At 72.3% G+C, this 25,942-nt stretch carries 22 protein-coding genes; 17 read left to right on the plus strand and 5 right to left on the minus strand.

From position 1 onward, the window contains the following. Positions 1 to 40: 40 nt before the first annotated feature. Genes urtB through urtE form a run of 4 tightly spaced genes read left to right on the plus strand, consistent with a single transcriptional unit; the run spans position 41 to position 3,553 of the window. Positions 41 to 928, plus strand: a complete 888-nt coding sequence (urtB, locus tag D2L64_RS01925) for an urea ABC transporter permease subunit UrtB (RefSeq protein ID WP_119572842.1) — start codon at positions 41 to 43, stop codon at positions 926 to 928. Further along, positions 925 to 2,088 (plus strand): urea ABC transporter permease subunit UrtC, encoded by a 1,164-nt coding sequence (gene urtC / locus D2L64_RS01930; RefSeq protein ID WP_119572677.1) that lies wholly within the window; start codon positions 925 to 927, stop codon positions 2,086 to 2,088. Before urtB ends, urtC begins: the two co-directional genes overlap by 4 nt. Further along, positions 2,088 to 2,861, plus strand: a complete 774-nt coding sequence (gene urtD, locus D2L64_RS01935) for an urea ABC transporter ATP-binding protein UrtD (RefSeq protein ID WP_119572678.1) — start codon at positions 2,088 to 2,090, stop codon at positions 2,859 to 2,861. Before urtC ends, urtD begins: the two co-directional genes overlap by 1 nt. Next, positions 2,861 to 3,553: an urea ABC transporter ATP-binding subunit UrtE gene (urtE, locus tag D2L64_RS01940; protein WP_119572843.1), complete on the plus strand. Its 693-nt coding sequence runs from the start codon at positions 2,861 to 2,863 to the stop codon at positions 3,551 to 3,553. The genes urtD and urtE overlap by 1 nt, the downstream gene beginning before the upstream one ends. A 196-nt stretch (positions 3,554 to 3,749) precedes the next feature. On the opposite strand, the gene D2L64_RS01945 is transcribed toward urtE, so the two are convergent. The 3 genes from D2L64_RS01945 to D2L64_RS01955 all read right to left on the minus strand — a co-directional run bounded on the left by D2L64_RS01945 (position 3,750) and on the right by D2L64_RS01955 (position 5,662). Beyond that, positions 3,750 to 4,226, minus strand: coding sequence for a Rieske (2Fe-2S) protein (locus tag D2L64_RS01945; protein ID WP_119572679.1), 477 nt, complete (start codon positions 4,224 to 4,226; stop codon positions 3,750 to 3,752). 27 nt (positions 4,227 to 4,253) lie between these two features. Then, the gene (locus tag D2L64_RS01950; protein WP_233558725.1) at positions 4,254 to 4,766 is read right to left on the minus strand and encodes a DUF6529 family protein; all 513 of its coding nucleotides are present in this window, start codon (positions 4,764 to 4,766) and stop codon (positions 4,254 to 4,256) included. A 119-nt stretch (positions 4,767 to 4,885) separates the two neighbouring features. Beyond that, positions 4,886 to 5,662 (minus strand): hypothetical protein, encoded by a 777-nt coding sequence (locus D2L64_RS01955; RefSeq protein WP_119572681.1) that lies wholly within the window; start codon positions 5,660 to 5,662, stop codon positions 4,886 to 4,888. Positions 5,663 to 6,049: 387 nt separating this feature from the next. Between D2L64_RS01955 and D2L64_RS01960 the strand changes: the two genes are divergently transcribed. Both D2L64_RS01960 and D2L64_RS01965 read left to right on the plus strand, forming a co-directional pair. Beyond that, entirely contained in the window at positions 6,050 to 6,586 is a 537-nt protein-coding gene (locus D2L64_RS01960) for an HPP family protein (protein ID WP_158603428.1), read from the plus strand. 90 nt (positions 6,587 to 6,676) lie between these two features. Continuing rightward, positions 6,677 to 9,865, plus strand: a complete 3,189-nt coding sequence (locus D2L64_RS01965) for a non-ribosomal peptide synthetase (RefSeq protein WP_119572683.1) — start codon at positions 6,677 to 6,679, stop codon at positions 9,863 to 9,865. 57 nt (positions 9,866 to 9,922) lie between these two features. On the opposite strand, the gene D2L64_RS01970 is transcribed toward D2L64_RS01965, so the two are convergent. Further along, positions 9,923 to 10,654 carry a putative glycolipid-binding domain-containing protein gene (locus D2L64_RS01970; protein WP_119572684.1) on the minus strand — a complete coding sequence of 244 codons (732 nt, stop codon included), beginning with the start codon at positions 10,652 to 10,654 and terminating at the stop codon, positions 9,923 to 9,925. Between the two features lie 132 nt (positions 10,655 to 10,786). On the opposite strand from D2L64_RS01970, the gene D2L64_RS01975 reads away from it, so the two are divergent. The 10 genes from D2L64_RS01975 to D2L64_RS02020 all read left to right on the plus strand — a co-directional run bounded on the left by D2L64_RS01975 (position 10,787) and on the right by D2L64_RS02020 (position 23,636). Beyond that, positions 10,787 to 12,304, plus strand: a complete 1,518-nt coding sequence (locus D2L64_RS01975) for a pyridoxal phosphate-dependent decarboxylase family protein (protein ID WP_233558704.1) — start codon at positions 10,787 to 10,789, stop codon at positions 12,302 to 12,304. Between the two features lie 34 nt (positions 12,305 to 12,338). Further along, positions 12,339 to 13,562: a fatty acid desaturase gene (locus D2L64_RS01980; protein WP_119572685.1), complete on the plus strand. Its 1,224-nt coding sequence runs from the start codon at positions 12,339 to 12,341 to the stop codon at positions 13,560 to 13,562. A gap of 35 nt (positions 13,563 to 13,597) precedes the next feature. Further along, positions 13,598 to 14,035, plus strand: a complete 438-nt coding sequence (locus tag D2L64_RS01985; RefSeq protein WP_119572686.1) for a cobalamin-dependent protein — start codon at positions 13,598 to 13,600, stop codon at positions 14,033 to 14,035. Next, positions 14,028 to 15,467 carry a methylaspartate mutase gene (locus tag D2L64_RS01990; RefSeq protein ID WP_119572687.1) on the plus strand — a complete coding sequence of 480 codons (1,440 nt, stop codon included), beginning with the start codon at positions 14,028 to 14,030 and terminating at the stop codon, positions 15,465 to 15,467. The genes D2L64_RS01985 and D2L64_RS01990 overlap by 8 nt, the downstream gene beginning before the upstream one ends. After that, positions 15,464 to 16,567, plus strand: a complete 1,104-nt coding sequence (locus tag D2L64_RS01995; RefSeq protein WP_119572688.1) for a sulfotransferase family protein — start codon at positions 15,464 to 15,466, stop codon at positions 16,565 to 16,567. The genes D2L64_RS01990 and D2L64_RS01995 overlap by 4 nt, the downstream gene beginning before the upstream one ends. A 117-nt stretch (positions 16,568 to 16,684) precedes the next feature. Beyond that, entirely contained in the window at positions 16,685 to 17,923 is a 1,239-nt protein-coding gene (locus D2L64_RS02000) for an ABC transporter substrate-binding protein (protein WP_119572845.1), read from the plus strand. Then, on the plus strand, positions 17,920 to 19,635 hold the full coding sequence (locus tag D2L64_RS02005; protein ID WP_233558707.1) for a thiamine pyrophosphate-dependent enzyme: 1,716 nt from the start codon (positions 17,920 to 17,922) through the stop codon (positions 19,633 to 19,635). The genes D2L64_RS02000 and D2L64_RS02005 overlap by 4 nt, the downstream gene beginning before the upstream one ends. Next, entirely contained in the window at positions 19,632 to 21,029 is a 1,398-nt protein-coding gene (locus D2L64_RS02010) for a pyridoxal-phosphate dependent enzyme (protein WP_119572690.1), read from the plus strand. The genes D2L64_RS02005 and D2L64_RS02010 overlap by 4 nt, the downstream gene beginning before the upstream one ends. Further along, entirely contained in the window at positions 21,026 to 22,213 is a 1,188-nt protein-coding gene (locus D2L64_RS02015) for a Glu/Leu/Phe/Val dehydrogenase dimerization domain-containing protein (RefSeq protein WP_119572691.1), read from the plus strand. The genes D2L64_RS02010 and D2L64_RS02015 overlap by 4 nt, the downstream gene beginning before the upstream one ends. 13 nt (positions 22,214 to 22,226) lie before the next feature. Further along, the gene (locus tag D2L64_RS02020) at positions 22,227 to 23,636 is read left to right on the plus strand and encodes a class-II fumarase/aspartase family protein (RefSeq protein WP_119572692.1); all 1,410 of its coding nucleotides are present in this window, start codon (positions 22,227 to 22,229) and stop codon (positions 23,634 to 23,636) included. Positions 23,637 to 23,713: 77 nt separating this feature from the next. Here D2L64_RS02020 and D2L64_RS02025 read toward each other — a convergent pair whose 3' ends face one another. Further along, positions 23,714 to 24,454, minus strand: coding sequence for an SDR family NAD(P)-dependent oxidoreductase (locus D2L64_RS02025; protein ID WP_119572846.1), 741 nt, complete (start codon positions 24,452 to 24,454; stop codon positions 23,714 to 23,716). Positions 24,455 to 24,522: 68 nt separating this feature from the next. On the opposite strand from D2L64_RS02025, the gene D2L64_RS02030 reads away from it, so the two are divergent. After that, the gene (locus D2L64_RS02030; protein WP_119572693.1) at positions 24,523 to 25,887 is read left to right on the plus strand and encodes an aspartate aminotransferase family protein; all 1,365 of its coding nucleotides are present in this window, start codon (positions 24,523 to 24,525) and stop codon (positions 25,885 to 25,887) included. Positions 25,888 to 25,942: the final 55 nt, after the last annotated feature.

Below are 25,942 nucleotides of genomic sequence, written 5' to 3' on the forward strand. Positions count from 1 at the left end.
GCCCGGGTCGGCACCCCACCAGCAGTACGGAGCACCCACCGTGACAGTTCTCATCGGCCAACTCTTCACCGGCGTCAGCATCGGAGCGGTGCTGCTGCTCATCGCGCTCGGCCTGGCCCTCACGTTCGGCCAGATGGGCGTGATCAACATGGCGCACGGCGAGTTCATCATGGCCGGCGCGTACACCACCTACGTCCTGCAACAGGTCGTCACCGTGGCCGGCTGGTCGTTGCTGGTCGCCCTGCCGGTCGCCTTCCTGGTGGCCGGCACGATGGGCGTACTGCTGGAGATCCTGCTGATCCGCCGCCTCTACGCCCGACCGCTGGACACCCTGCTGGTCACCTGGGGGGTGTCGCTGATCCTGCAACAACTCGCCCGGGACGTCTTCGGCAGCCCCAACGTGCAGACCCGGGCCCCGGAGCTGCTCACCGGCAACATCGCCCTGCCCGGCGGGATCACCGTGGCCAACAACCGGCTGTTCATCCTGGCGCTGGCCGGCGGCGCGGTCGTCGCGTTGACCGTCGCGCTGCGGGTGACGCCGCTGGGGCGCCGGATCCGGGCCGTGGTGCAGAACCGCGACCTGGCCGCCGTCTCCGGCATCGCCACCGCCCGGGTCGACCGGATGACCTTCTTCATCGGTTCCGGCCTGGCCGGGATCGCCGGGGTCGCCCTCACCCTGCTCGGTCCGATCGGCCCCACCATGGGCACCAACCTGATCATCGATGCCTTCCTGGTGGTCGTGGTCGGCGGGATCGGCCAGCTGAAGGGCACCGTGATCGTCGCCTTCGGCCTGGGCGTGCTGCAGGCCACCGGCGAGTACCTGACCACCCTCAGCGTCGCCAAGGTGATGGTCTTCGTCGCCATCGTCGCGTTCCTGCAGTGGCGGCCCCAGGGCATGTTCACCCTGCGAACCCGGAGTCTGGCATGACCACCGTCGCCCGAGATCCCGCCACCGACGTCGATCCCACACCGCCCGTGGAGAAGCCGGCCGCCGGGCCGTCGCGGCACCGCTTCCGCGCCGCCGCCGGATTCGCCCTCGGCGCCGCCCTGCTGTTCGCCGTGGCGCCGCTGGTGCTCTCGGACTTCCGGCTGTCGCTGCTGGCCAAGTACCTCTGCGTGGCCATGGTCGCGGTCGGCATCGGCCTGGCCTGGGGGCGCGGCGGCATGCTCGCCCTCGGCCAGGGCGTCTTCTTCGGCCTCGGCGGCTACGCGATGGCCATGCACCTCAAGCTCGCCGACGCGGGTCCGGGCAACATGCCCGACTTCATGATGCTGTACGGGCAACTCGACGAACTGCCGCTGTGGTGGCGGCCGTTCGCCAGCCCGTGGTTCGCGCTGCCCGCCACGGTGCTGCTGCCGATGGCGGTCGCCTTCGTCCTCGGTTCGCTGGTCTTCCGTCGCCGGGTCCGCGGCGCCTACTTCGCGATCCTCAGCCAGGCCCTCGCCGCCGCCATGGTGATCCTGCTGATCGGACAGCAGGGCACCACCGGCGGCACCAACGGCCTCACCGACATCCAGGGCTTCTTCGGCTACGACCTGGACGACCCGGTCAACCAGCGGATGGTCTACTTCATCATCGCCGGTATCCTGCTGGCCCTGCTGGCGTTGACCCGGCACCTGATGCAGAGCCGCTACGGCGAACTGCTGGTGGCGGTGCGCGACGGTGAGGAGCGGGTCCGGTTCCTCGGCTACGACCCGGCCACCGTCAAGCTCGTCGCGTACGTGGTGGCCGCGGGCATGGCCGGGCTGGCCGGTGCGCTGTTCGTGCCCGCGGTCGGCATCATCTCCCCGGCCCTGATCGGGATCGTGCCGTCCATCGAGTTCGTCATCGGCGTCGCCGTCGGTGGGCGGGCCACCCTACTCGGTCCGGTGCTCGGCGCGGTCGCGGTGGCCTGGGCGCGTACCGCCCTGTCGGAACGTTTCCCGGGCACCTGGACGTACCTGCAGGGGTTGCTCTTCGTGGTGGTGGTGGCGTTCCTGCCGGGCGGCCTGGCCTCGCTGGTCGGCCTGGCCCGTCGCCGCACCGACGGCGGGCGGCGTCCCGGGCCGCTGGTCCGGCTGCGTCGCTCCAGGGTGGAGGCGGGCTGATGACCGAGCAGCTGTACGGGCTGTCCATCCGCGACCTGCGGGTCAGCTTCGACGGGTTCACCGCCGTGGACGGGGTGAGCCTGGACGTGGCACCGGGCGACATCCGGTTCCTCATCGGACCCAACGGTGCCGGCAAGACGACCCTGGTCGACGCGGTCACTGGGCTGGTGAAGGCGACCGGCTCGGTCCGCTTCGGCGACCGGGAACTGCTCGGTCGCCCGGTACACCGGATCAGCCGTCTCGGTGTCGGCCGGACCTTCCAGACCTCGACGGTGTTCGAGGAGCTGACCGTCCTGCAGAACCTCGACATCGCCGCCGGGGCCCGGCGTAGCTGGGCGACCCTGTTGCGGCGGCGGCACGGGGTGCCCGACGAGGTGGCCGAGGCGCTCGAGGTGATCGGCCTGGCGGGCCGGGCCGACCAACTCGCCGGCACCCTCGCCCACGGGCAGAAACAGTGGCTGGAGATCGGCATGCTGCTCGTCCAGGACGTCCGGCTGCTGCTGCTCGACGAGCCGGTCGCCGGGATGAGCCACGAGGAACGCGACGCCACCGGGCAACTGCTGGAACAGGTCAGCCAGGACCGTACGGTGGTGGTGATCGAGCACGACATGGACTTCCTGCGCCGCTTCGCGCGTACGGTCACCGTGCTGCACGCGGGTCGGGTGCTCAGCGAGGGCACCGTCGCGCAGGTGCAGGCCGACCCGCGCGTCCAGGAGGTCTACCTCGGCCACCCGGTCGACGCCGGGTCGGCCCCGACGGCTACGGAGGCATGATGCTCACCATCCGCGGCGTGCATGCCGGGTACGGACGTAGCCGGGTACTGCACGGCGTCGACGTCACGGTGCCCGGCGACGGGGTGGCCACCGTGCTCGGCCACAACGGTGCCGGCAAGTCGACCCTGCTGCGGGTCGCCGCCGGCCTGCTGCGGCCCAGCGCCGGTCGGGTCGAGTTCCACGGCGAGGACATCACCCGGCTCGCCCCGCACCAGCGGGTCGCCCGGGGCATCGCGTACGTGCCGCAGGGCCAGCAGTGCTTTCCGCACCTCACCGCGGCGGAGAACCTGCGCCTGGTCGCCGACGGCCGGCGCGACGGGGCGGCGGCCACCGCCGAGGTGCTGGACCTGTTCCCGGCGCTGCGTACGCTGCTGCGCCGCCGGGCCGGGCTGCTCTCCGGCGGGCAACGCCAGCAGTTGGCCATCGCCCGGGCGCTGATCACCCGGCCCCGGCTGCTGATGCTGGACGAACCGACCGAGGGTATCCAGCCCTCGGTGGTGACCGAGATCCAGGACCGGATCGTGGCGCTGATCGCGCAGACCGGCTTCAGCGTGCTGCTGGTCGAGCAGCACCTCGGGTTCGCGCTGCGGGTGGCCGACCGCTACCACGTGTTGGAGTCCGGGCGGGTCACCTCCGCGGGCGACGGCGGCGGCGACGCGGAACGCACCGTCCGGGAGGCGCTCGCCGTTTAGTCGGCTGATCAACTTCCTGTCGGCGGAATGGCGGTTTCCGGTCGGCGGGGTCACCACCATTCCGCCGAGACGGTGCGCGGCCCTTCCTGCCCCACCCGCCGGACGGGTCGGGGCAGGGGCCGTCCGGGTGTCGGGTGACCGCCCCGGACGGCCCCGCGCGGCCCGGGCCTGGGGTGGGCCGCGTCATCGGGTACGCCTACACCAACCGGATCGCGTCACCGTCGACGGTGACGTTCGCGGCGGGCAGCGGGGCTCCGGCCGGTCCACTACGGACGGAACCGTCCGCGATGTCGAAGACACTGTTGTGGCAGGCGCAGGTGATCACGCCGTCGTTCACCGAGGTGACGGTGCAGCCCTGGTGGGTGCACTTGGCCGAGAACGCCTTGATCTCGCCCTCGGTGGGTTGGGTGACCACCACCCCCGCCGCGGCGAAGATCGCGCCACCGCCGACCGGGATGTCGGCGAGGGTGGCCAACGCCGGCGCCCCGCTGCCGTCGTCCGGCGCGCCCGAACCGGAGGGGTCGGCGCTGCCGCCGGGGGAGACCGGCGCGGGCGGTGCCGCGGCCGGTTCACCGTAGGTCGCGCAGCCGGTCAGCGCGGCGACTCCCGCCGCGCCGGTGCCGGCCAGGAAGGCCCGCCGCGACCGGCAACAGCCGGCCTGCTCGTGGTTCATCTGTGCTGCCTTGCCTTTCCCGAGGTTTCAGAACTGGATGCCGAAGGTGGTGAAGTACCAGACCGACGAGGTCAGGAAGATCCCGATCAGGGCGACGAAGACGACCCCGCCGACCGCCGGCAGCACCCAGCCGGCGAGACCCCGCTTGGGCAGGGTCAGCATCTTGGTGGCGAACGCGCCGAAGAAGAAGCAGCCCAACAGGGAGTGCAGCAGCACCCGGGTGTCGAAGTCGGCGAAGCCGAGCGCGTACAGGCAGTGCACCGCGACCGGGACGGTGAGCAGGAACGCGATCCGGCCGGACCAGCGGTGCGCCGGGCCCGCCCAGGACGGCGAGAAGCCACCGAGCCGCCCCCACATCGCCAGTGCGGACAGCAGTTGGATCACCGCGAAGAACGCCGCGCCGGTGCCCAGCCACACCTTCACCGTCAGCGGCGACGAGAAGCCGGCCACGTTGACCGCGATCCCGGTCGGAGTGTGGGTGCGGCCGTAGACGCCGAGTGCCACCGCCACCGCGGCCCCGACCAGCAGCGGTACCACCATCGAGGGGCGCCGCCGCTGGGCGCCCGGCGGCGGGCCGCCGAACTCGCGGATCACCTCGACGTCGGGTGCGGGCGCCCGGCGGGGGACCGTACGCACGTTGCCCTGTCGGTGCTGGGACATCACCGCGCCCCGGGGACGACCGGTACGGCGTTGATGGTGACCCCGTTGACGACGGTGCTGTAGAAGGCGGGATCCAACGGCGGTGCGGGAATCGGCTTGCCGTTCCAGGTGACGATGCCGATCTGCGTCCCGTCGGGGAGCATGATCCATCCACCGTCGATGCCGGCCTTGCGGACCTCGTCGTCGGCGCGGTAGATCGCCGCGGCGGTGCCCGAGCCGGACTTGGTGACCGCCTCGTCGACCGCCTTCTCGTCGGGCTCGGCGGTGAACTTCCACCGCCGGACGCCGACGATCATCTCGCCGCTGGCGTTGTCCCCCCGGATGATGCCGGTCAGTTTCGCGTCCGGGCCGGTCAGTTCGATCTTCCCGTCCCGGACCGTGCCGGAGAGCCACACCTCCATCGCCCGGCCGTCGCAGACGTACGCCTCCGCCTTGCCGCCCTTGACGGTGATGGCGATGGTGGCACCGTTCTCCAACTGGCCGATCCAGTTCTGCTCGACCGTGTTGACCTCGGTGCTGTCGGACCGGCCCGGGCCGGACGGTGGGGACACCTCGGCCGGTCGGGTACTCGCGGGGTCGGGTTGCTCCTCGTCCGCCGGTGTCTCGGCCTCGACGTCGGTCTCGACGTCGTCGGCCGGTGGCGCGGCGGCGGCCGGTGGGCCGTTCCCCGCGACCGGTTGGGTGCCCGGCGGGGATGCCTGCGCACTCATCGTGAACAGCACAGCAGCCGTCACCGCCCCCGACAGGAGGGTGAGCAACGGGGTCAGGCGCTTCATGGGCCACTCCCTTCGGCGAGAGGTACGGCCACGTTGCTACATCGGTTCAATCCGCGCGCGGAGAACCCCGGATCCGATGTCGACGGTGTCCGGTTCTCACCCACTCGGGTGGGATAACCATAAATTAACAACATCAGCGTTTGTCACTTGCGTGTCACACGCTATCCAGTGACAGGATGCACTTAAAGCGTTAGGCTGCCCGATGTTGGATCCCGTGCGACGGGGGTCTCGGATCCAATGTCCTGCCTGGTGGGGGAGCTGTCCGGGGGCGTACCAGAGTTCGGGGAGGGGCACGCGCCGCAGCACCGGAGGTCGCGTGAGCGTGACGCCGGGGGGCAGCACTCCGTTTACGGAACGGCAACGTCAAGGCATGGCTGGGGGAGACGCGTGCTTGTCGTACGGTCGTTGGCGCACGGGGTCGGTCGACCCTGGTCGCTGCGGACAGCGGTGCTCGCCGGGGTGGGCGGAGCACTGGGCATCGGCACGGTGGCACTGCTCGGCTTGCTCTCCGGCGCCCCGCTGCTGATCGCCCCGATGGGCTCCACCTGCATGATGCTCTTCGGCGCGCCACAGGCGCCCTTCGCCCAGCCGCGCAACGTCCTCGGCGGACACCTCATCTGCACCGTGGTCGGCCTGGTCGCGGTGTCGATGCTGGGCGCCGCGCCGTGGGCGATCGGCGTCGCCGTCGGGTTCGCCATGGCCGTGATGGGACTGACCCGCTCGTTCCACCCGCCGGCCGGCGGCGACACCGTGCTGGTGATGCTGGTCCAGCCCAGTTGGCTGTTCCTGTTCGCGCCGGTGCTGCTCGGTTGTGTCGTCCTGCTCGGCATCGCGCTGCTGTTCCACAACGCGCACACCCGCGGCTCCTACCCGGTTCTCGAGGGCGGCCCCGAACCTCACCGGGTGGTGGCCCCCGGGGGCTGAACCAGGTCCACGGCCGGGCCGGCGCCCGCCGCACCGACCTTCGGATATCCGTACGACCCGATCGCGTCGAGATGGGAGAGGGACGAGCAGATGCAGCAAGGTGACACCGGCCGGAGCCTGTCGCTCGGACAGGAGAGGTCATGGTTCATCGACCAGTACGTGAACGCACCCGTCGACGTACTGGTCGACCGGGTGCGGTTGCGCGGGGAACTGGACGCCGACACGCTCGCCGCCGCGTTCGGCGACGTGGTGGCCGGCGCCGACGTACTGTCCTGGGCGATCGGCTCGGAACAGGGACGGGCCCACCAGCGGCGGTCGGCGCCCGTGCCGACGGTGCTGCCGAGCACCGACCTGTCCGAGCTGCCCGAGTCCGAGCGGGACGAGGCGGCCCGGCGGGCCGTCGAGCGGGCCGCCGCGACCCGGTTCGACCTCGGGCGTGGTCCGCTGCTACGGGCCGAGGTGCTCCGCCTCGCCGCCGACGACCACCTGCTGCTGCTCGTCGCGCACCGGGCGGTGGCGGACCCGACGTCCCTGGCGCTGGTGGTGGCCCGGCTCGGCGCGGCCTACCGGACGCGCTGCGGTGCGGCGGCGGGCCCGGCCCGTCCCCGTTCCGGTCCCGGCACCGACGACGACTTCGCCGGCTTCGCCCAACGGGAGCGCACGGCCGCCGAGGCGGCCCGGGTGGTCGCCGGTGCCGCCTGGCGTGAACACCTCGCGGACGTGCCGCCGTTGGAACTGCCGACCGACCGGGTACGCGGGGTCCAGCCCCGGTACGAGGCCGGTGCCGTCGACGTGCTGCTGCCCGCCGCCGTGCGTGAGCAGGTCGACGGCCTGGCCGACCGGCTCGGCGTGCGCCCCGCCGACGTGCTGCGCGCCGGGTTCCAGGCGTTGCTGCACCGGTGGTCGGGCCAGCCCGTGCTGGCCCTCGGGGTGGCCGACGACCGCCGGGACGCGACCACCGGTGAGCTGGTGGGGCCGGCGAGCACCTGGCGGGTGGCGCGTTCCGAGACCGACGAGGCCACGCCGTTCACCGCGCTCTGCGCCGCTGCCGGTGCCCCGGAGCCGCTGCCGTTCGAGACCCTCGTCGAGGAGGTACGCCCACCCCGCGACCCGGCCCGCAACCCGGTCTTCCAGGCGGCGTTCACCGCCCAGGAGATCACCGCCCCGACCGACTGCTTCGGCGCCGTGGAGGTCGTCGCCCAGAGCCTGGTGCCGGCCGCGGCGACCCTGCCCGACCTGGCGCTGCTGGCCCAGCCCGACGGCGAGGACGTCCGGCTCACCCTCAGTTGGCGGGCGGACCTGTTCGACGCCGCCACCACCGAACGGATGCTCGGCCACTACGTCAACCTGCTGGGCGCCGCGCTGGCCGAACCGGACTCCCCGGTGCAGCGCCTGGAGATCCTGGCCGACGCGGAACGGGCCCGACTGCTCGACGAGTTCAACCGCACCGACGTGCCGTACCCGTCGGACGTCACCGTGCACGAACTCTTCGAGGAGCAGGTGCTGCGCACCCCCGACGCCCGGGCGGTCACCATCGAGGGCCAGCACCTGACCTACCGCGAGCTGAACGAGCAGGCGAACCGGCTGGCCCACCGGCTGCGAGCCGCCGGGGTGGGCCGGGGCACGTTCGTGGCGCTCTGCCTGGAACGGTCGCTGGAGCTGATGGTCGCCGTGGTGGCGGTGCTCAAGTCCGGTGGTGCGTACGTGCCGCTCGATCCGGCGTACCCGACCGACCGGCTCGCGTTCATGCTGGACGACACGCAGGCCCGGTTCCTGGTCACCCTGAACCGGCTCCGCGAGTTGGCCCCGGTCGGCCCGGACGTGACGGTGCTGGTGCTCGACGACGCCGACGACGCGGCGTCGATCGCCGCGCAGCCCGCCGCGAACCCGGTCAACGTGAACACCGCCGACGACCTGACCTACATCGTCTACACCTCGGGTTCGACCGGGCGGCCCAAGGGCGTCGAGACCATCCACCGCGGCGTGGCCCGTCTGGTGATCAACACCGACATCCTCCAGCTCGACGAGCGCACCAGCTATCTGCAGATCTCCCCGCTCTCGTTCGACGCCTGCACGCTGGAGATCTTCGGCCCGCTGCTCAACGGGGGCCGGGTGGTGCTGCTGCCACCCGGGGTGCCTACCCCGGCCCGGGTCGCGCGTACCGTCCGGGAGCAGGGCGTCGACACGCTCTGGCTGGTCGCGCCGCTGGCCAACCTCACCATCGACACCCACCTGGACGACCTGCGCGAGCTGCGGCAGTTCATGGCCGGCGGCGACGTGCTCTCCCTGCCGCACATCCGGCAGGTGCTGGAACGCCTGCCGCACGTGTCGATGGTCAACGGCTACGGCCCGACCGAGGTCACCGCGTTCAGCGTCAGCCACAAGATCACGTACGTGGATCCCGACTGGCCGTCGATCCCGATCGGCCGACCGATGCACAACACCACGGCGTACATCCTGGACCCGCTCTCCCAGCCGGTGCCGATCGGCGTCTGGGGCGAGCTGTACCTGGGCGGTCCCGGGGTGGCGCTGGGTTACCACAACCGACCCGACCTCAACCGCGAGCGCTTCCTGCCGGACGTGTTCCGCCCGGGCGACGGGCACCAGCTCTACCGCACCGGTGACCGCTGCCGCTGGCTGCCGGACGGCACCATCCAGTTCCACGGCCGGTTGGACACCCAGGTCAAGATCGACGGGTTGCGGGTCGAGCTGGGTGAGATCCAGAGCGCCGTCGCCGACGACGAGTCGGTGGCCGCGGCCGTGGTGACGGCACCGGTGATCGGCGCGCGTCGCACCCTGGTCGCGTACGTCGTGCCGGCGGACCCGCAGACCTTCGACCCCGCCGTGGTGCGCGCCCGGGTGGCTGCCGCGCTGCCCAGCGTCATGGTGCCCGCCCACTACGTCACCATCCCCACGATCCCGTTGACCCCGAACAACAAGGTCGACTTCCGGGCGTTGCCCGAACCGGCGCTCGGCGCGGGCGGCGCGCACCGACCGGCCGAGACCAGCACCCAGCAGGCCGTCGCCGAGATCTGGCAGGAGATCCTCGGCGTGCCGTCGGTCGGGCTGGACGACAACTTCTTCGAACTCGGTGGGCACTCACTGCGTGCGGTACCGATGATCGCGGCGGTCAGTATGCGTTTCGGTATCGATCTCGCCGTGCAGGACATCTTCGAGGTTCCGGTTCTCGAGGCGCTCGCCAACCGCATCGAGGAGCGGATGCTTCAGGCTATCCCGGCAGAGGAGTTGGAGCGTATGTTCGCAGATATCGGCGGCTGACGCCGTCATCGCGGGCCCGGGCCGGGTCACCATTCCCGGCCCGGGTCGCGAGAATTGTCACGGCAGTCGACGGCTCAACTTGTGTGCTGCCGACCGCCACCCGCCGCCCGGGTAGTCGAGCACCATTCCATTCGCGTCGACCGTTAGTTTGTAGCTGCCGTAACGTCCTTTGTAGCGGTAGGTGTCGCGGTCGATCCGGTGATATCCCTGTTCGACGGCGCGCAGCCCGAACGAGGGGACCTGGATCCACAGGACGCGGGCGGTGGCCTGCTCGCCGACCGCGAGGCCGAGCCGGCGGATGGCCAGCGTGTTGGTCGCCGGGGTGACCGCCAGGTCCACGTCGTCGCAGGGAAAGTCCAGGTCAAGCGGGCCTTCGGCGGAACTCCACCGGCCGTCCTCGTCGGCCCGCAGGGCCAGCACACGGGGGCCGGTCGGCTCGTCGAGTTCCACCCGGACGGACCGCGAACGCCGGGCCCCGTCGGTCTCGACGAGGTACGTCGCGCTGGTCGGACCACCGCGGCCCCGATACAGCGCGGTGCCCGAAAGGCGGAAGCCGTCCGTCGTGCGATCGAGCTTGCCCATTTCCAGGAACAGCCGATCGGATCGTTCCCAACTGGTCGTACTCAGTCTTTCCAAATCGGACATGCCGGAGATTCTAGTTCCTCGATTCTCCACTGGCGCAATGGCCCGGGCGGTTGTAACGTCGTCGGCAGGCGAGGGCAGTTGTCTGCCAATCGCGTTGGACGGTTCGCCGGTCGGGTCGCCTCCCGATCCGTCGAACCCGGACATTCCTGCTCGCAAACTACTGTCGGCTGACCAATTCGGCGACCGTTTACGGGTCGACGCGCTAACGCGTACGGCCCGGCCCGGTCCGCGCCCGATTGCCCTTTCCCGCCCCTCCGCTCCAGAAAGGGAAGTGCCGTGCCAGTGCCGAACATCGGTGACGATCCCGCGTTCGTGGCCACCACCGACCACGACAGCATGCGACAACTCCGGACACTTGTCGGCGACGTGCTGGACGTGCTCGGCGACGTCGGCGAGGGCCGGGCCACCCCGGTCGCGCCCGGCGGCCCGACGGCGGTCCGCGCGTACGCCGAGGACGTGCTCGCCGAGCCGCTGCTCCCGGCGGCCGGTGGCAAGCCCGCCGAGGTGCTGCGGCAACTCGTCCAGGCCTACGCCAACTGGGCGGTCGACGTCAGCCACCCGGCCACGGTGGCCCGGATGCAGTGCCCGCCCACCGCCGTGGCGGTGGCCGCGGACCTGGTGACCAGCGCGCTGAACCAGTCGATGCACGCCTGGGAGGCGGGACCGTTCGCGCTGGAACTGGAGCGCCGACTGATCCAGGACCTCGCCGACCTGGTCGGCTACGGCACCGACGCGGGCGGCACGGTCACCGCCGGCGGCAGCATCTCCAACATCATGGCCATGCTGGTGGCCCGGGACGAGGCGTACCAGCGCCGGTTCGGTCGGTCCACCTTCGACAGCGGCATCGCCGTGGGCGGGGTCCGCCCGGTGGTGCTCTGCACCGAGACGGTGCACTTCTCCGTCGACCGGGGTGCCAGCATCGCCGGCATCGGCGCGGACGGCATCATCCGGGTGCCCGCCGACGAACTGGGCCGGATGATCCCGGCCGAGGCCGACCGGATCCTGACCGAGTTGCCCGCCGGCCACCTGCCGGTGATGTTGTTCGTCTGCGCCGGCTCCACCGACTTCGGCTGGGTCGACCCGCTGCCCGAACTCGCCGAGGTGGCCCGCAGACACGGTGTCTGGCTGCACGCCGACGCCGCCTACGGCGGCGGCGCGCTCTTCTCCGACCGGCTCCGGCCGCTCTTCGACGGGCTCGCCGAGGCCGACTCGGTCACCCTCGACCTGCACAAGTTCGGTTGGGTACCGGCGTCGGCCGGGATCTTCCTGACCCGCGACGCGGCGCACCTGGAGCACCTCGCCGCCCAGCAGACCAGCCTCAACGCCCCCGACGACGTCGCCGAGGGCTTCGTCGGCCGGTACGGGCACTCGATCCAGGCCACCCGCCGGTGCGACGCGTTGAAGATCGCCGCCACCCTGCGGGCGTACGGCCGCGACGGCATCGGGGCGATGGTCGACGCCTGCCACGACCTGTCCCGGTACGGCGCGGCGCGGGTCGGCCGGGAACCGAAGCTGGAGTTGGCCGCCGAGCCGGTGCTGAGCACGGTGCTGTTCCGCTACCTGCCCGACGGCGACACCGACGTCGACACCTTCAACAGCGGGCTGCGCCGGCAGCTGATGCGCGACGGGCACGCCATGTTGGCCCGGGTCTTCCTGCCGAACGCCGGTGGTGGCAAGGACGTGTGGCTCAAGCTCATGCTGCTCAACCCGGCGACCACCGGTGAGCAGCTCGACCAGGTGATCGACGACGTGCTGGCCGCGGGCGCGGCGCTGGAGGCGGCGGGCCGGTCCTGACGCCCGCCGGAAGAGATCGTCAGGGAGCGCGACGATGGTGACGCAGACGCAGGGTACGACCCTGGCCTACACCCCGACCGACGAGTCGGTGTCGACCCGTGACTCGATGGGCCGGCTGCCCGGGGTGCTGGCCCTGCCGCTGACCTTCCTCACCGGCAAGCCGCACACCGGTCAACGTCCGGTGCGGCTGACCCCCGGCCTCCACCTCTGGGCGGCCACCGCCTCGATGCTCGCCGGGCTGGCGGTCAGCTGGGTGGCGCTGTGGCGGGGCGGGTGGTGGCTGGCGTTGCTGCTGGTGGGCTGGTCGATGACGCTGCACGGTGCCCGCAACCTGCGGATGATGATGTACCACCAGGCGGCGCACCGGAACATGTGGGCTCGGCCCCGCCGTGACCAGCTGGTCGGCCGGCTGGTCGCCGCCGCGCTGATGGTCCAGGACTTCTCCCGGTACAGCACCGAGCACGTCATCGACCACCACGCGGTGCACCACATGACCGTCCGGGACCCGACGGTGCAGGCGTTCCTGATCGGGCTGGAGCTGCGGCCCGGGATGAGCCGTCGGCAGATGTGGCGACACCTGATCCTGCGCAAGCTGCTGTCCCCGACGTTCCACCTGAACTTCCTGCTCGGCCGGGTGCAGTCCTACTTCGCCCCGGCGAGCTGGGCGCTGCGGCTGACCACGGTGGCCGGCTACGCCGCGGTGGTGGGCCTGGCCGTCTGGTTCGACCAGTGGGTCTTCCTGCTGGTCGCCTGGGTGCTGCCGATGACGTTCTTCTACCAGGTCAGCAACACGCTGCGGCTGTGCGTGAAGCACACCTTCCCGGCACCCGAGGTGTCCCAGCGGCGGGGGCGGGAGTACTTCGCCAGCCTGACCAACGCCATCATGATCGGCGAGCGGGCGCCGACCGACGCGCCGGGTGGGCCGCTGCGCCGCGCCGCCCGCTGGGCCCGCTGGTGGCTGCGGATGCTCACGGTGCACTTCCCGGCGCGGTATCTGGTGCTCACCGGCGACACGGTGGTGCACGACTTCCACCACCGGCACCCGATGAGCCGGGACTGGGCGAACTACATCTTCGCCCGGCAGGCCGACATCGACGCCGGGCACCGGGGCTGGCCGCCGTACCGGGAGGTCTGGGGGCTGGTTCCGGCGATCAACCTGGTCTTCGACTCGCTGCGGCACGCCGACCCGCAGGAGTACGACCGGGCGCGGATCGCCCAGGTGAGCGGACGCAGTGTCTTCTCCGCCTTCGACGACTGACGGCCACGACCGTCCATCCAGGAGGTAAGACCCACATGACCAGCCGGAACACCCAACGAACCGTGATCATCGGCGTGGCCCGCAGCGACGCGCACGCGGTGGCCAACCACCTCATCGCGATGCGGCTGCGGGAGGCCGGCTTCCTCGTCGTCAACCTCGGCGTCTGCACGCCGCTGGAGGAGTTCGCCGAGGCCCTGAGCGCCCACCCCGACGCCGAGGCGGTGCTGATCGGCAGCCTCAACGGGCACGCCTACGAGGATCTCGCCGACCTGCCGGCGCTGCGCGCCGCCGGCCGCCTGCACTGCCCGGTGATCGTCGGCGGGAACCTCTCGGTCGGCAGCCACAAGGACGGCGACGAGCGGGAGCGGCTGCTGCGGCTGGGTGTGGACCACATCCTCGACGACGCCGACCAGATCCCCCTGCTGCTGGACCTGCTGCACGCGGCCCGCGTCACCCCGCTGACCGGTGTCTGACCTTCCCGAGCTCGACCTCGAGCCACGAGTCGCGGCGATGTTGCCGCCCTGGACGGAGATCATGCAGTACATCCGCAAGTCCCCGAAGCGCCAGACCGTCGAGGTGCTGCGCGCGGCGGCGGCACGCGGTCGGCCGGTGGTGCAGCCCCGCTGCGGTGTCGGCGGGCACGGCGAGATGCGGACCCTGCTGACCACCCTGGAACAACGAGGGCGGCCGGACATCCTGACCATCACCATCGACTCGTTCACCCGGCTCAAACAGTTCCGCTCCGCGGCCCAGACGCTGCAACGTGACCCGGCCGGGCTCAACGGCTACCCGCTGGTGACCCACGGCTGGCGGCGCGGCCGGGAACTCAACGAACTGGTGGATGCCCCGATCGAGGTCCGGCACGGCTCGCCCGACCCGCGCGAGCTGTTCGCGGTCGCACTGGCCTCGGGCTTCACCTCGTTCGAGGGCGGCGGCATCGACTACAACCTGCCGTACTCCAAGGACGTGCCGCTGGCCCGTTCGCTGGCCGCCTGGGCTCAGGTCGACCGGCTCTGCGGCGTACTGGCCGAGACCGGGGTGATCGTGGACCGGGAGTTGTTCGGCACCCTCACCGCGGTGCTGGTGCCACCGTCGGTGAGCCTGGCCGTCTGCCTGCTGGAGGCCCGGGCGGCGAGCCTGGCCGGGGTGCGCTGCCTGTCCGTGGCGTACCCCCAGGGTGGCGAGGTCCACCAGGACATCGCCGCGTTGCGGTCGATCCCGGTGCTGGCCCGCCGGTACCTGCCGGAGCACGTGGAGGTCTTCCCGGTCCTGCACGAGTTCATGGGGGTCTTCCCCCGCGATCCGGACGTGGCCGACGCGCTGATTCTGTACGGCGGGCTCACCGCCCGGCTCGGCGGCGCCGCCAAGGTGATCAACAAGACCAACCAGGAGGCGCGCGGCATCCCCGACGCGGAGGCCAACGTCGCCGGGATCCGGACCACCGCGCTGGCCTGCACCGACCTGCTCGACTTCGTCCGGGTGGACGAGGCCACGGTGGAGGAGGAGACCTACTGGTTGCAGCGGGAGGTCGCCGAGCTGGTCGAGCCGGTACTGGCGGCGCCGGACCTGTCCGCGGCGATCGTCGAGGCGTTCACCGACGGACGCCTCGACATCCCGTTCAGCGCCAGCGTGCACGCCCGCTCCGAGGTGATCCCCAAGCGCGACTCCACCGGCGCGATCCGCTACCTCGGCGCCGGTCGGCTGCCGTTCAGCCGGCCCACCCTACGCCGCAACGAGCAGTGCCTGCGGGTGGACCGGGCCAGCCTCAGCGGACGCCTGATCGACGAGATCCGCTCCGACATCAACTTCTTCGTCCAGGCCGAGACGCGCAGCCAGGCCGCCCGCTTGGCGACCCGCGCCGCCCCGACCCGCTCCGCCGTCACCGGCCCGGGAGGTGCCCGATGACCGACACCGTGCTCGACGCCGACGAGTTGACCCGGGCCGCCCTCGACACCGGCGGCCCCGCCGACCTGCGTTTCCAACCCGCGTTGCGGCGACTGGTGCAGGCGATCAACGACGAGGCGCGGCTGACCGCCGACGGCGCCCGGGTCGCCCGGGCCTCGCTGGTGAACTCGCTGCGCACCCAGCTGCGCCTGGCGGCCCGACCGCCGGCGGGCCCGCCACCGGCGGTGACCGTGGTGACCGGGCTGCACCGCACCGGCACCACCCTGCTGCAGTCGCTGCTCGCCGCCCACCCCGGTGTGCGCGCACCACAACTGTGGGAGCTGCTGGCCCCGGCCGCGGCACAGCCGGTCGACGAGCTGGTCGCCGCCGCCACCCGGTACGTCGACGAGTACTACCGGGCCGCGCCCGCGTTCGCCGCCATCCACCCGCTGCACGCCCGCAAGCCCGAGGAGTGTCACCGGCTGATCGCCAACAGCTTCCACTCCGAGATCTTCGGCCTGCGCTACCACGTGCCCGGCTACCTGGACTGGCTGGCAAGGCAGGACCACGGCCCGGCGTACGCGCTGCACCGGGCACAGCTGGCCGCGATCGTCGGCGGGGGTCGCACCGGGCACGTGGTGCTGAAGTGCCCGTTCCACCTGTGGCACGGCGCCGACCTGGCCGCCGCGTACCCGCAGGCCCGGGTGGTCCGGCTGCACCGGGATCCGGTGGCGACCGTCGCCTCGGTGTGCAGCCTCACCCGTACCGTCCGGGCGGCCCGCTCCGGCCACGTCGACCCGTACGAGATCGGGGCGTTCTGGCTCGACCGGACCGCCGCCGCCGTGCCCGGACTGCGCGGCGCCGACGCCTTCGCCGGGCTGCCCGTGCTCGATCTGCGCTACCGCGACCTGGTCGCCGACCCGATGGCGGCCCTCGCCCGGGTCTGCGCGTTCGCCGGACTGCCCTTCGACGCGACGGCCCGGCGGGCGGTCCGCGACGCCGCCCGGGCCTCCTCGGGCAGCGCACCCGGCCGCCACCAGTACCGGCTGACCGACTACGGGCTCGACGAGGACCGTGTCCGCCGCCGCTTCGCCGACTACCGGGCCGCCTACCGACTGTGACCTCCGCTCCTGCCGGTCGCTCCACCCCACAGAAGGAGAGATGCCGTGACCACCACGACGAACACCCAGGTACCCGCACCGCGTGAGCCGCAGCCGGCGGCGCCGGCCGCCACCCCGATGGAACTGGCCATGCAGGAGGTCGAGGCGGTGAACGCGGTCGCCGGTGACAACCCGATCAAGATCGGGATCCTGTCGCCGATGACCCGCCCCGGCGACGCCATGGCGGGCGTGCTGGTCTCCCGGGGGGCCCGGCTGGGCGCCGAGTACCTGCGCGAACACGGCGGCGTCCTGGGCGGGCGCAACGTCTCCTTCGTCGCCTACAACGACATGGCCACCGCCGACCACGAGGGCTTCCCCCGCTCCGCCGTCGCCGGCATGGCGAAGCTGGCCATGGTCGACGAGGTGCTCGCCGTGCTCGGCCAGTGGCACCTGCGTACCACGCCGTGGGTGGCGGAGATGTGCGAGAAGATCGGCGTGCCGATGTTCGTGGAGAACGGCCACAGCACGGTGACCCACGGGCGGCGGACCATCTACCGCACCTACTTCTCCATCGCCGACCGGGCCCCGCTGATGATGGACTGCCTGGCCGACATCGGCGCCCGGCGGATCGGCATCATCGCCACCGACACGGTCTTCGGTCAGTCCATGGCCGACACCCTCCAGCAGTACGGCGAGTCCGTGCACGGGATGGAGTTCCTGCGCTTCGACTTCGCGCAGGAGAGCGTGCTGGACTGGACCGAGCAGCTGCGGCAGATGAAGGAGTGGGGGCCGGACGCCTTCATCAACGACGGCGTCAACGTCGCCGCCGGCGGCGGCCCGGTCGGCAACAACTACCTCATCCTGCGGCAGGCCATCGAGGTCGGCCTGCTGCCGTCGGTGCCGATGATGGTGACCTTCGGCTTCCCGATGCGCTCGCAGGACTACTGGCGGATGGCCGGGCCGGGCGGCAACGGGGTGATGTGGCCGGCGACCAAGTTCCGTCCCTCGTGGTCGGAGATGACGCCGATCGGCCGCTGGTTCACCGACCGGTTCATGCAGCGCTACGGCTTCGCCCCGCCGGACACCTGCCTGAGCGCGTTCACCGACGTCACCATCATCGGCCAGGCACTGGAGGTGGCCGGCACCGACAGCCGGGAGGCGCTGCTCGACGCCCTGGAGTCCACCGAGTTCGACACCTGGCGCGGGCCGCTGCGCTTCGAGCGCGGCGCGGAGCACTGGCACCACAACCCGCCGGAGCTGGTCGTCATGCAGTACCAGACGGTCGGGCAGACCTTCGACGACGCCGCGGTCATCTACCCGCCGAACCTGGCCGACAGCAAGTTCCGGCCCTCGGCGGCCGACGGGGAGCTGCCGTGACAACAGGCACCGGGGCGGACCGGGTGGCCGGTCCACCCCGCACCGCCGCGGCCACCGTCGTGGCCGCACTGCGCGCCCACGGCGTCGACCGGGTGTTCTGCGTGGCCGGGGAGAGCTACCTGGCGGTCCTCGACGAGCTGCACGCCACGGCCACGATCGACGTGGTGACCAACCGGCACGAGGCGTCCGCCGGCTTCGCCGCCCTCGCCGACGCCAAACTCACCGGACGCGCCGGGGTGTGTCTGGTCAGCCGCGGCCCGGGGGCCACCAACGCCAGCATCGCGGTGCACTCGGCGTTGCAGGACGCCGCGCCGTTGCTGCTCGTGGTCGGCCAGGCGCCCCGGTCCGACCTCGGCACCGACGCGTTCCAGGAGATCGACTACGCCCGCGCCTTCAGCGGCCTGGCCAAGGAGGTGCTGGTGCTGCTGGAGCCGGCCCGCACCGGCGAGTTCGTCACCCGGGCGCTGCGGGTGGCGCAGTCGGGCACCCCCGGCCCGGTGGTGCTGGTGCTGCCCGAGGACGTGCTGGAGTCGGCGGACCCGAACGGGGCGCTGCCGGCGCGGTGGCAGCCGGGCGCCGCCGCCGTCGCACCGGCCGACCTCGACCGGGTGCTCGACCTGCTGCGCGACGCGCAGCGTCCGCTGCTGCTGGCGGGCGGCGGGCTGGCCGACCCGGCCGGCCGGCGGTTGCTGGCCGCCGCCGCCCACCGGCACCACCTGCCGGTGCTGACCAGCAACAAGCGGCAGGACCTCTTCGACAACCGGGATCCCTGCTACGCCGGCCACCTGCACAACAACACCCAGCCGGCGCAGCGGGCGCTGCTGGACCGCGCCGACCTGGTCCTGGCGGTCGGCACCCGGCTCGACGACGTGACCACGCTGGGGCGGCGGCTGCCGCGCCCGGGCAACCCGCGGCAGCCGCTGGTGCACGTCCACCCCGATCCGCAGCGGCTGGGACGGACCCATCCGCCGACGGTCGGGGTGGCCGCCGACCCGGTGCAGTTCCTGCGACAACTCGCCGCGGCCGACCCGGCCGGGGTGGACGCCGGGCGGGTGGCGTGGGTCGACGAACTGCACGGGGTGGAGGTGGCCAAGGCCCGCTGGTCGACCCATCCCAGCGACGACGGGCTGGCCTTCGGCGCGCTCGTCGCCGGGCTGGACGAACTCACCGGCGGCGACGTGGTGGTGACCCTCGACTCGGGCACCTTCACCAGTTGGCTCTACCGCTACCTGCGGCTCACCGGTGCGGGTCGGATGCTCGGCATCGGATCGAGCGCGATGGGGTTCGGCGTGCCGGCCGGGGTGGCCGCCGCGCTGCGTACCGGTCGACCGACCGTGGTGATCGTGGGGGACGGCGGATTCCTGATGACCGGCTCCGAACTGGCCACCGCGGTCAGCCGCCGGCTGCCGCTGATCGTGGTGATCGCCAACAACGGCAGCTACGGCACCATCCGGGCCCACCAGGAACGGGCCTACCCCGGCCGGGTCATCGCCACCGACCTGGACAATCCCGACTTCGTCGCGCTGGCCCGGGCGTACGGCGCGCTGGGGCTGGCGGTCGGCACCGAGCAGGACGTCGAACCGGCCCTCGCCCGCGCCCTGGCCCACGACGGACCGGTGGTCGTCGACGTACGCACCAGCCTGTCCTGGATCTCGGCGTACCGGCGGATCGACGTGAGCGGCTCGACCGAGGTGGAGGTGGGTGTCGCGTGAGCCGGTACGAATCGCTGACCGACCTGATCGGGAACACCCCGCTGGTCCGGCTGCGCCGGGTGGTCGCCGCCGACTCGGCACCGTTGTACGCCAAGGTGGAGTACCTCAACCCGGGCGGCTCGGTGAAGGACCGCATCGCGTTGCGGATGGTGGCCGCCGCCGAGGCGCAGGGGCTGCTGGGGCCCGGTGGCACGATCGTCGAACCGACCTCCGGCAACACCGGCGTCGGGCTGGCCATCGTCGCCCAGCAGAAGGGCTACCACTGCGTCTTCACCTGCCCGGACAAGGTCTCCCGCGACAAGATCGACGTGTTGCGGGCGTACGGGGCGGAGGTGGTTATCTGCCCGGCGGCGGTGCGGCCCGAGCATCCCGACTCGTACCGCAGCGTGGCCCGCCGGATCGCCGCCGAGCGGCCCGGCGCGGTGCAGCTGAACCAGTACGCCAACCAGAGCAACCCGGACTCGCACTACCACACCACGGGACCGGAGCTGTGGCGGCAGACCGAGGGCCGACTGACCCACTTCGTCACCGGCATCGGCACCGGCGGCACCATCTCCGGCACCGGCCGTTACCTCAAGGAGGTCTCCGACGGCGCCGTGCGGGTCGTCGGGGTCGACCCCGACGGGTCGATCTACTCCGGCGGCACCGGCCGCCCGTACCTGCTGGAGGGGGTCGGGCAGCCGAGCTACCCGGACTCCTACGACCCGACCGTGGTGGACGAGATCATTCCGGTCGCCGACCACGAGGCGATCATGATGACCCGCCGGCTGGCCCGCGAGGACGCCCTGCTCACCGGCGGCTCCGGTGGGATGGCGGTGGCCGCCGCGGCCCGGGTCGCCGCCGAGGCCGGTCCGCAGGCGTTGGTCGTGGTCCTGCTGCCCGACTCCGGCCGGGGCTACCTGTCGAAGATCTTCAACGACGACTGGCTGGCCGGCCTGGGCCTCCACGACCCGCCCACCGACCAGCCGAGGGTCCGCGACGCGGCCATCGGCGGTCATCCGGCGCTGATCCGGCCCGACGAGACCCTCGCCCACGCGGTGAAGCTGCTGCGCGACGCCGACACCACGCACCTGCTGGTCAGTGCCGCACCGCCACCGGTACGCCTGGCCGAGATCCTGGGCACGGTCACCGCGGCGGTGCTGGCCCGGGCGTACGCCGCCGGCGCCGGCCCGGACGAGCCGGTCGGTGCCCACCTGGGCCCGGTGCCGCCGCAGGTCGGCGCCGGGATGCCGCTGCCGGACGTGATCCCGCTGCTGACCGACCCGTCGGCCGCCCTGCTGGTGGTCGACGGGGGCCGCCCGAGCTGCCTGTTGACCGCACGGTGCCTCGTCGGCTACCTCGCCGAGGGTCGACCGGCGGGCCTGTCCGCACCTTCGCCGCTGGGGGAACAGTGAACACTGTCATCGAGTACGTCGACCCGGTCGAGGGTTTCCGGGGCTGGCTGGCCTACGACGGACTGGACTGCCGGCTGGCCGCCGGGGGGTGCCGGGTCACCCCCGGCCTGACCGCGGCCGACCTGTCCGAACTGGCCGGTCGGATGACCCTGAAGGAACGGCTGCTGGGCATCAACGTCGACGGCGCCAAGTGCGGCATCGACTACGACCCGCACGCGCCGGGCAAGGCCGAGGCGCTGCGCCGGTTCCTCGGCTTCCTGCGCGGCCAACTGATGACCCGCTTCAGCATGGGCTGCGACATGGGCACCCGCTGGGAGGAACTGGAACAACTGGCCGCCGCCGAGGGCATCCCGTCGATCAAGTACGCGGTGCGCGGCGCCCAGGGCTTCAGCGCGGCGGAGTTCGTCGACCGGATGAGCCTGCTCGACCAGCACGTCGGCGCGCTGACCCTGGCCCAGCGCCGGGCCGGGCACGCGCTGGCCCAGGCGGCGGTGATGGCGGCGCGGGCCAGTGCCCTGCCCGGCCCGCTCTCCTGCACCCTGCAGGGCTTCGGCAACCTCGGCCGGGCGGCGGCGTACACCCTGTCGCAGGAGGGGGTCCGGATCACCGGGATCGCCGACGAGTACGGCTGCGTCGCCGACCCGCGCGGGCTGGACGTGGCCGCGATGCTGACCGAACCGGCCGGCACCCCGGTGCCGGCGCTCGCGCCGCACGCCCGGCGGATGCCGCCGACCGCCCTGTTCGACCTGCCGACCGACCTGGTGCTGCTCGCCGCCGGAGCGGACGGCCTGCCGGCCGAGCGGGCCGACCGGCTGGCGGCCCCGGTGGTGGTGGTCGGCGCGAACTGCGGCCTGAGCCCGCAGGCGGAGCACGCCCTGCACCGTGCCGGGGTGCTGGTGGTGCCCGACTTCGTCGGCGGCATCGGCGGGTCCGCGTCGATGGAGGCGCTGTTCGGTCCGGCCCGCTGCCCCAGCCCGAAGGGGGTGCTCGACGGGGTGACCGAGCTGATGCGCCAGCTCGTCGACCACCTCACCGACGAGGCCCGGCGCCGCGACCTGCCGCTGCGCCAGGTCGCCTACGACACCGCCGCCGCCGCCCGGGTGTTCCCCGGCGAGGCGCCGTACGGCGGCAGTCCCTTCCGTACCCGACCGCTGACCACGGCCAGCCATCCCGTCCGTCGCTGAACCGGAGGCACCCATGTCCGTCACCCACGCACACTCGGTCGACACCTGCCGCCACGAGCGGGGGCACATCACCGACTCACGCTTCTACGGCAACCGGTACGCCACCGCTGCCAGTCGCCGGATCTACTGCGACGTCTGCCGCAAGCAACGCTGGCTCGACATCGAGGCGGCGCTGGCCCGCGCGCAGGGTGAGCTGGGCATGATCCCCGGTCACGTGGTCGAGGGCATCGTCGCTGCGGCCCGGTTGGAACGCATCGACCTCGACGCGGTGCAGGAGGAGATCGACCGCTCCGGGCACTCCCTGGTCGGGTTGCTGCGCGTCTTCCAGGCCGCCTGCCCCGACGGCAGCGGCGAGTTCATCCACTTCGGCGCCACCACCCAGGACATCCAGGACACCGGCCAGTCGTTGGAGATCCGGGACACCCTCGACGAACTGGACCGGGAGCTGGCGGAGATCCTCACCTGCCTGGTCGAGCTGGCCGAACAGCACGCCGACACGGTCGCCGTCGGGCGGACCCACGCCCGCGCCGCCCTGCCGATGAGCTTCGGCCTCAAGATCGCCAGCTGGATCGACGAGATCCTCCGGCACACCGAGCGGCTGGCCACCGTGCGCTCCCGGGTGGTGGTGGCGCAGCTGTTCGGCGGGGCCGGCACCATGGCCGGCTTCGGTGGCGAGGGCATCGGCCTGCTGGAACGCTTCGCCGCCCAGCTGGGTCTGGGCGTACCGACGATCGGCTGGCACGTGGCCCGGGACCGGATGGTCGAGTTCGTCACCACGTCCGCCATGGTCGCCGGCACCCTGGGGCGTATCGCCGACGAGATCCGCACCATCGGCCGACCCGAGTTCGGTGAGGTCACCGAGCCGTGGCGGTACGGCAAGGTCGGGTCGAGCACCATGCCGCACAAGCGCAACCCGGAGCGCTGCGAGCAGGTGGTGGTGATGGCGAAGCTGGCCGCCGCGCAGGCCGGCATCGCGTTCACCGGCATGATCGGCGACCACGAGCGGGACTCGCGGTCGCTGCGGGTGGAGTGGGCGTGCGTACCGGACGTGTCCCACTACACCCTGGCCGCCTGTGAGATCACCCGGGAACTGGTGCAGGGGCTGACCGTCAACGTGGACCGGCTGCGCGAGAACACCCGGAGCGTCGCCGACCAGTTGGCCTCCGAGCGACTGATGCTCGCTCTCGGCGAGCACGTCGGCAAGCAGACCGCCCACGAGCGGGTCTACGAGCTGAGCCAGCACGCCCAGGATGCCGGCCGGTCGCTGCGGGAGCTGCTGGACGGCTGCGCGGACCTGCGCGAGCTGCTGTCGGACGAGCAGATCGAGGTCATCTTCGACCCGGCCGGCTACCTCGGTGCCTCGGCCGACCTGACCCACCGTACGGCGGCCGAGGCCCGCAAGTGGCTGGGCGGTCGGGAGTGACCGGTGCCCGCTGCCGGGACCGGCCGGGGCACCGGTCCGGTCCCGGTCCACGCCCGGGCCGGCGCGTGCCGGTCCGGTCAGCCCCGACCCATCAGGGCACCACCGTTGATCTGGATGATCTGACCGGTGACGAAACCCGCACCCGGACCGGCCAGGTACGCCACCAGTTCGGCCACGTCCGCGACGGTGCCGCCCCGGCCGACCGGCGCCTGCGCCGAACGCTGCCGGTGGAACTCCGGGGTCATCCGCTCGCGGAAGAAATCCGTACCGCCGATGTAACCCGGCGCCACCACGTTGACCGTGATGCCGTCGGCGGCCAACTGCCCGGCCAGCTCCGTGGACCAGGGGTGCAGCGCGGCCTTCGCGGCACCGTAGGAGGTGTTGCCGCGGAAGGCGGCGATCGAACTCACCGTGACGATCCGGCCGCCGGGGCGGCGCAGCGCCGGCAGCAGCGCCTGGGTCAACAGCACCACCGGCAGCACGTTGCCGCCGAGGTTGCGCAGGTACTGCTCGCGAGTGGTGTCCAGGTCGTCGCTCGGGTACGGCGCGAAGTTGCCCCCGGCGTTGTTGACCAGCACGTCCACCGTCGCGCCGGCCGCGGTGATCTCCTCGGCGGCCCGGCGTACCTCGGCCGGCTCGCACAGGTCGGCGACGACGGAGCGGACCCGGCGCCCGTCGTACGACAGCTCCTCGGTGGCCTCCCGCAGCACCTCGGCGCGCCGGCCGAGCAGCACCACCTCGTGCTCCGCGGCCAGTTGGTCGGCGATGGCCCGACCGATGCCGGTGCCACCTCCGGACACCACGGCGACCTTGCGCACCACGACCACCCCTCTCCGTTGTCGATGTCCGGCAGTATCCACCAACTCGGCCCGACGGGAGCAGCCGCGTGAGCGACCACCAGCACGACACCGATCCGCTACCCGAGACCGCGCCGGGCATCCTGGCCGAGGACCGCGCCCACCTGTTCTACTCCTGGTCGGCGCAGCGGGCGCTGCGACCGATGCCGGTCGCCGGCGCGCTCGGTTCCTACTTCTGGGACTACGAGGGCAACCGCTACCTCGACTTCGCCTCCCAGTTCGTCCACGTCAACATCGGCCACCAGCACCCCAAGGTGGTGGCGGCGATCCAACGGCAGGCCGCCCGGCTCTGCACGGTCAGCCCCGCGTTCGGCAACGACCAGCGGGCCCGGGCGGCCCGGCTGATCGCCGAACGCGCCCCGGGCGACCTGGACCGGGTGCTGTTCACCAACGGCGGCACCGACGCGGTCGAACACGCGGTCCGGATGGCCCGGCTGGTCACCGGCCGCCCCAAGGTGCTCGCCGCCTACCGGTCGTACCACGGCGCCTCGCACCTGGCGCTGCACCTGACCGGCGACCCGCGACGGTGGCCGGTGGACACCGGGACGGCCGGGGTGGTGCACTTCTTCGGCCCGTACCTGTACCGCACGGCGTTCCACGCCCGTACCGAGCAGGAGGAGGCGCAGCGGGCCCTGGCCCACCTCGAACAGGTCATCGCCCTGGAGGGGCCGGGCACCGTCGCGGCGGTGATCCTGGAACCGGTGGTCGGCACCAACGGGGTACTGGTGCCGCCGCCCGGGTACCTGGCCGGGGTGCGGGAACTGTGCGACCGGCACGGCATCCTGCTCGTCGCCGACGAGGTGATGGCGGGCTTCGGCCGCACCGGCCGCTGGTTCGCGGTGCAGAACTGGGACGTGGTGCCGGATCTGATCACCTTCGCCAAGGGGGTGAACTCCGGGTACGTGCCGCTGGGCGGGGTGCTGATGGGCCCGCGGGTCCACGAGGCGTTCGCCGACCGCCCCTACCCGGGCGGGCTCACCTACTCCGGGCACCCACTGGCCTGCGCCGCCGCGGTCGCCGCCATCACCGCCATGACCGAGGAGCGGATCGTCGAGCACGCCGCCTGGCTCGGCACCGAGGTACTCGGCCCCGGCCTGCGGGAACTGGCCGACCGGCATCCGGTGGTCGGCGAGGTACGCGGGCTCGGCGTGTTCTGGGCGCTGGAGCTGGTCCGCGACCGGGACACCCGCGAGATGCTGCCGCCATTGGGACCGCCGGGCGGACCGCCCGGGCCGATGGACGAACTCGCGGCGGCCTGCCGCAAGCGCGGGCTGTGGCCCTTCCTGCACACCAACCGGGTCCACGTGCTGCCGCCGTGCACCGCGACCGAGCAGGAGGTCCGCACCGGCCTGGAGATCCTCGACGAGGCGCTGTCCGTCGTGGACCCCCGATGACCTCAGAACCCCACCGACCTTCCGCACCGCACCGCAGTTCCTGACGAGGAGCGAC

It is taken from the genome of Micromonospora radicis, assembly GCF_003583405.1.
GTDB classification, from domain to species: Bacteria; Actinomycetota; Actinomycetes; order Mycobacteriales; family Micromonosporaceae; genus Micromonospora; species Micromonospora radicis.

Coding starts and splice junctions, on each gene's coding strand:
- urtC (WP_119572677.1), top strand. CDS start 925: ATGACCACCGTCGCCCGAGATCCCGCCACCGACGTCGATCCCACACCG.
- urtD (WP_119572678.1), top strand. CDS start 2,088: ATGACCGAGCAGCTGTACGGGCTGTCCATCCGCGACCTGCGGGTCAGC.
- urtE (WP_119572843.1), top strand. CDS start 2,861: ATGCTCACCATCCGCGGCGTGCATGCCGGGTACGGACGTAGCCGGGTA.
- D2L64_RS01945 (WP_119572679.1), bottom strand. CDS start 4,226: ATGAACCACGAGCAGGCCGGCTGTTGCCGGTCGCGGCGGGCCTTCCTG.
- D2L64_RS01950 (WP_233558725.1), bottom strand. CDS start 4,766: ATGGTGGTACCGCTGCTGGTCGGGGCCGCGGTGGCGGTGGCACTCGGC.
- D2L64_RS01955 (WP_119572681.1), bottom strand. CDS start 5,662: ATGAAGCGCCTGACCCCGTTGCTCACCCTCCTGTCGGGGGCGGTGACG.
- D2L64_RS01965 (WP_119572683.1), top strand. CDS start 6,677: ATGCAGCAAGGTGACACCGGCCGGAGCCTGTCGCTCGGACAGGAGAGG.
- D2L64_RS01970 (WP_119572684.1), bottom strand. CDS start 10,654: ATGTCCGGGTTCGACGGATCGGGAGGCGACCCGACCGGCGAACCGTCC.
- D2L64_RS01980 (WP_119572685.1), top strand. CDS start 12,339: ATGGTGACGCAGACGCAGGGTACGACCCTGGCCTACACCCCGACCGAC.
- D2L64_RS01985 (WP_119572686.1), top strand. CDS start 13,598: ATGACCAGCCGGAACACCCAACGAACCGTGATCATCGGCGTGGCCCGC.
- D2L64_RS01995 (WP_119572688.1), top strand. CDS start 15,464: ATGACCGACACCGTGCTCGACGCCGACGAGTTGACCCGGGCCGCCCTC.
- D2L64_RS02000 (WP_119572845.1), top strand. CDS start 16,685: ATGGAACTGGCCATGCAGGAGGTCGAGGCGGTGAACGCGGTCGCCGGT.
- D2L64_RS02020 (WP_119572692.1), top strand. CDS start 22,227: ATGTCCGTCACCCACGCACACTCGGTCGACACCTGCCGCCACGAGCGG.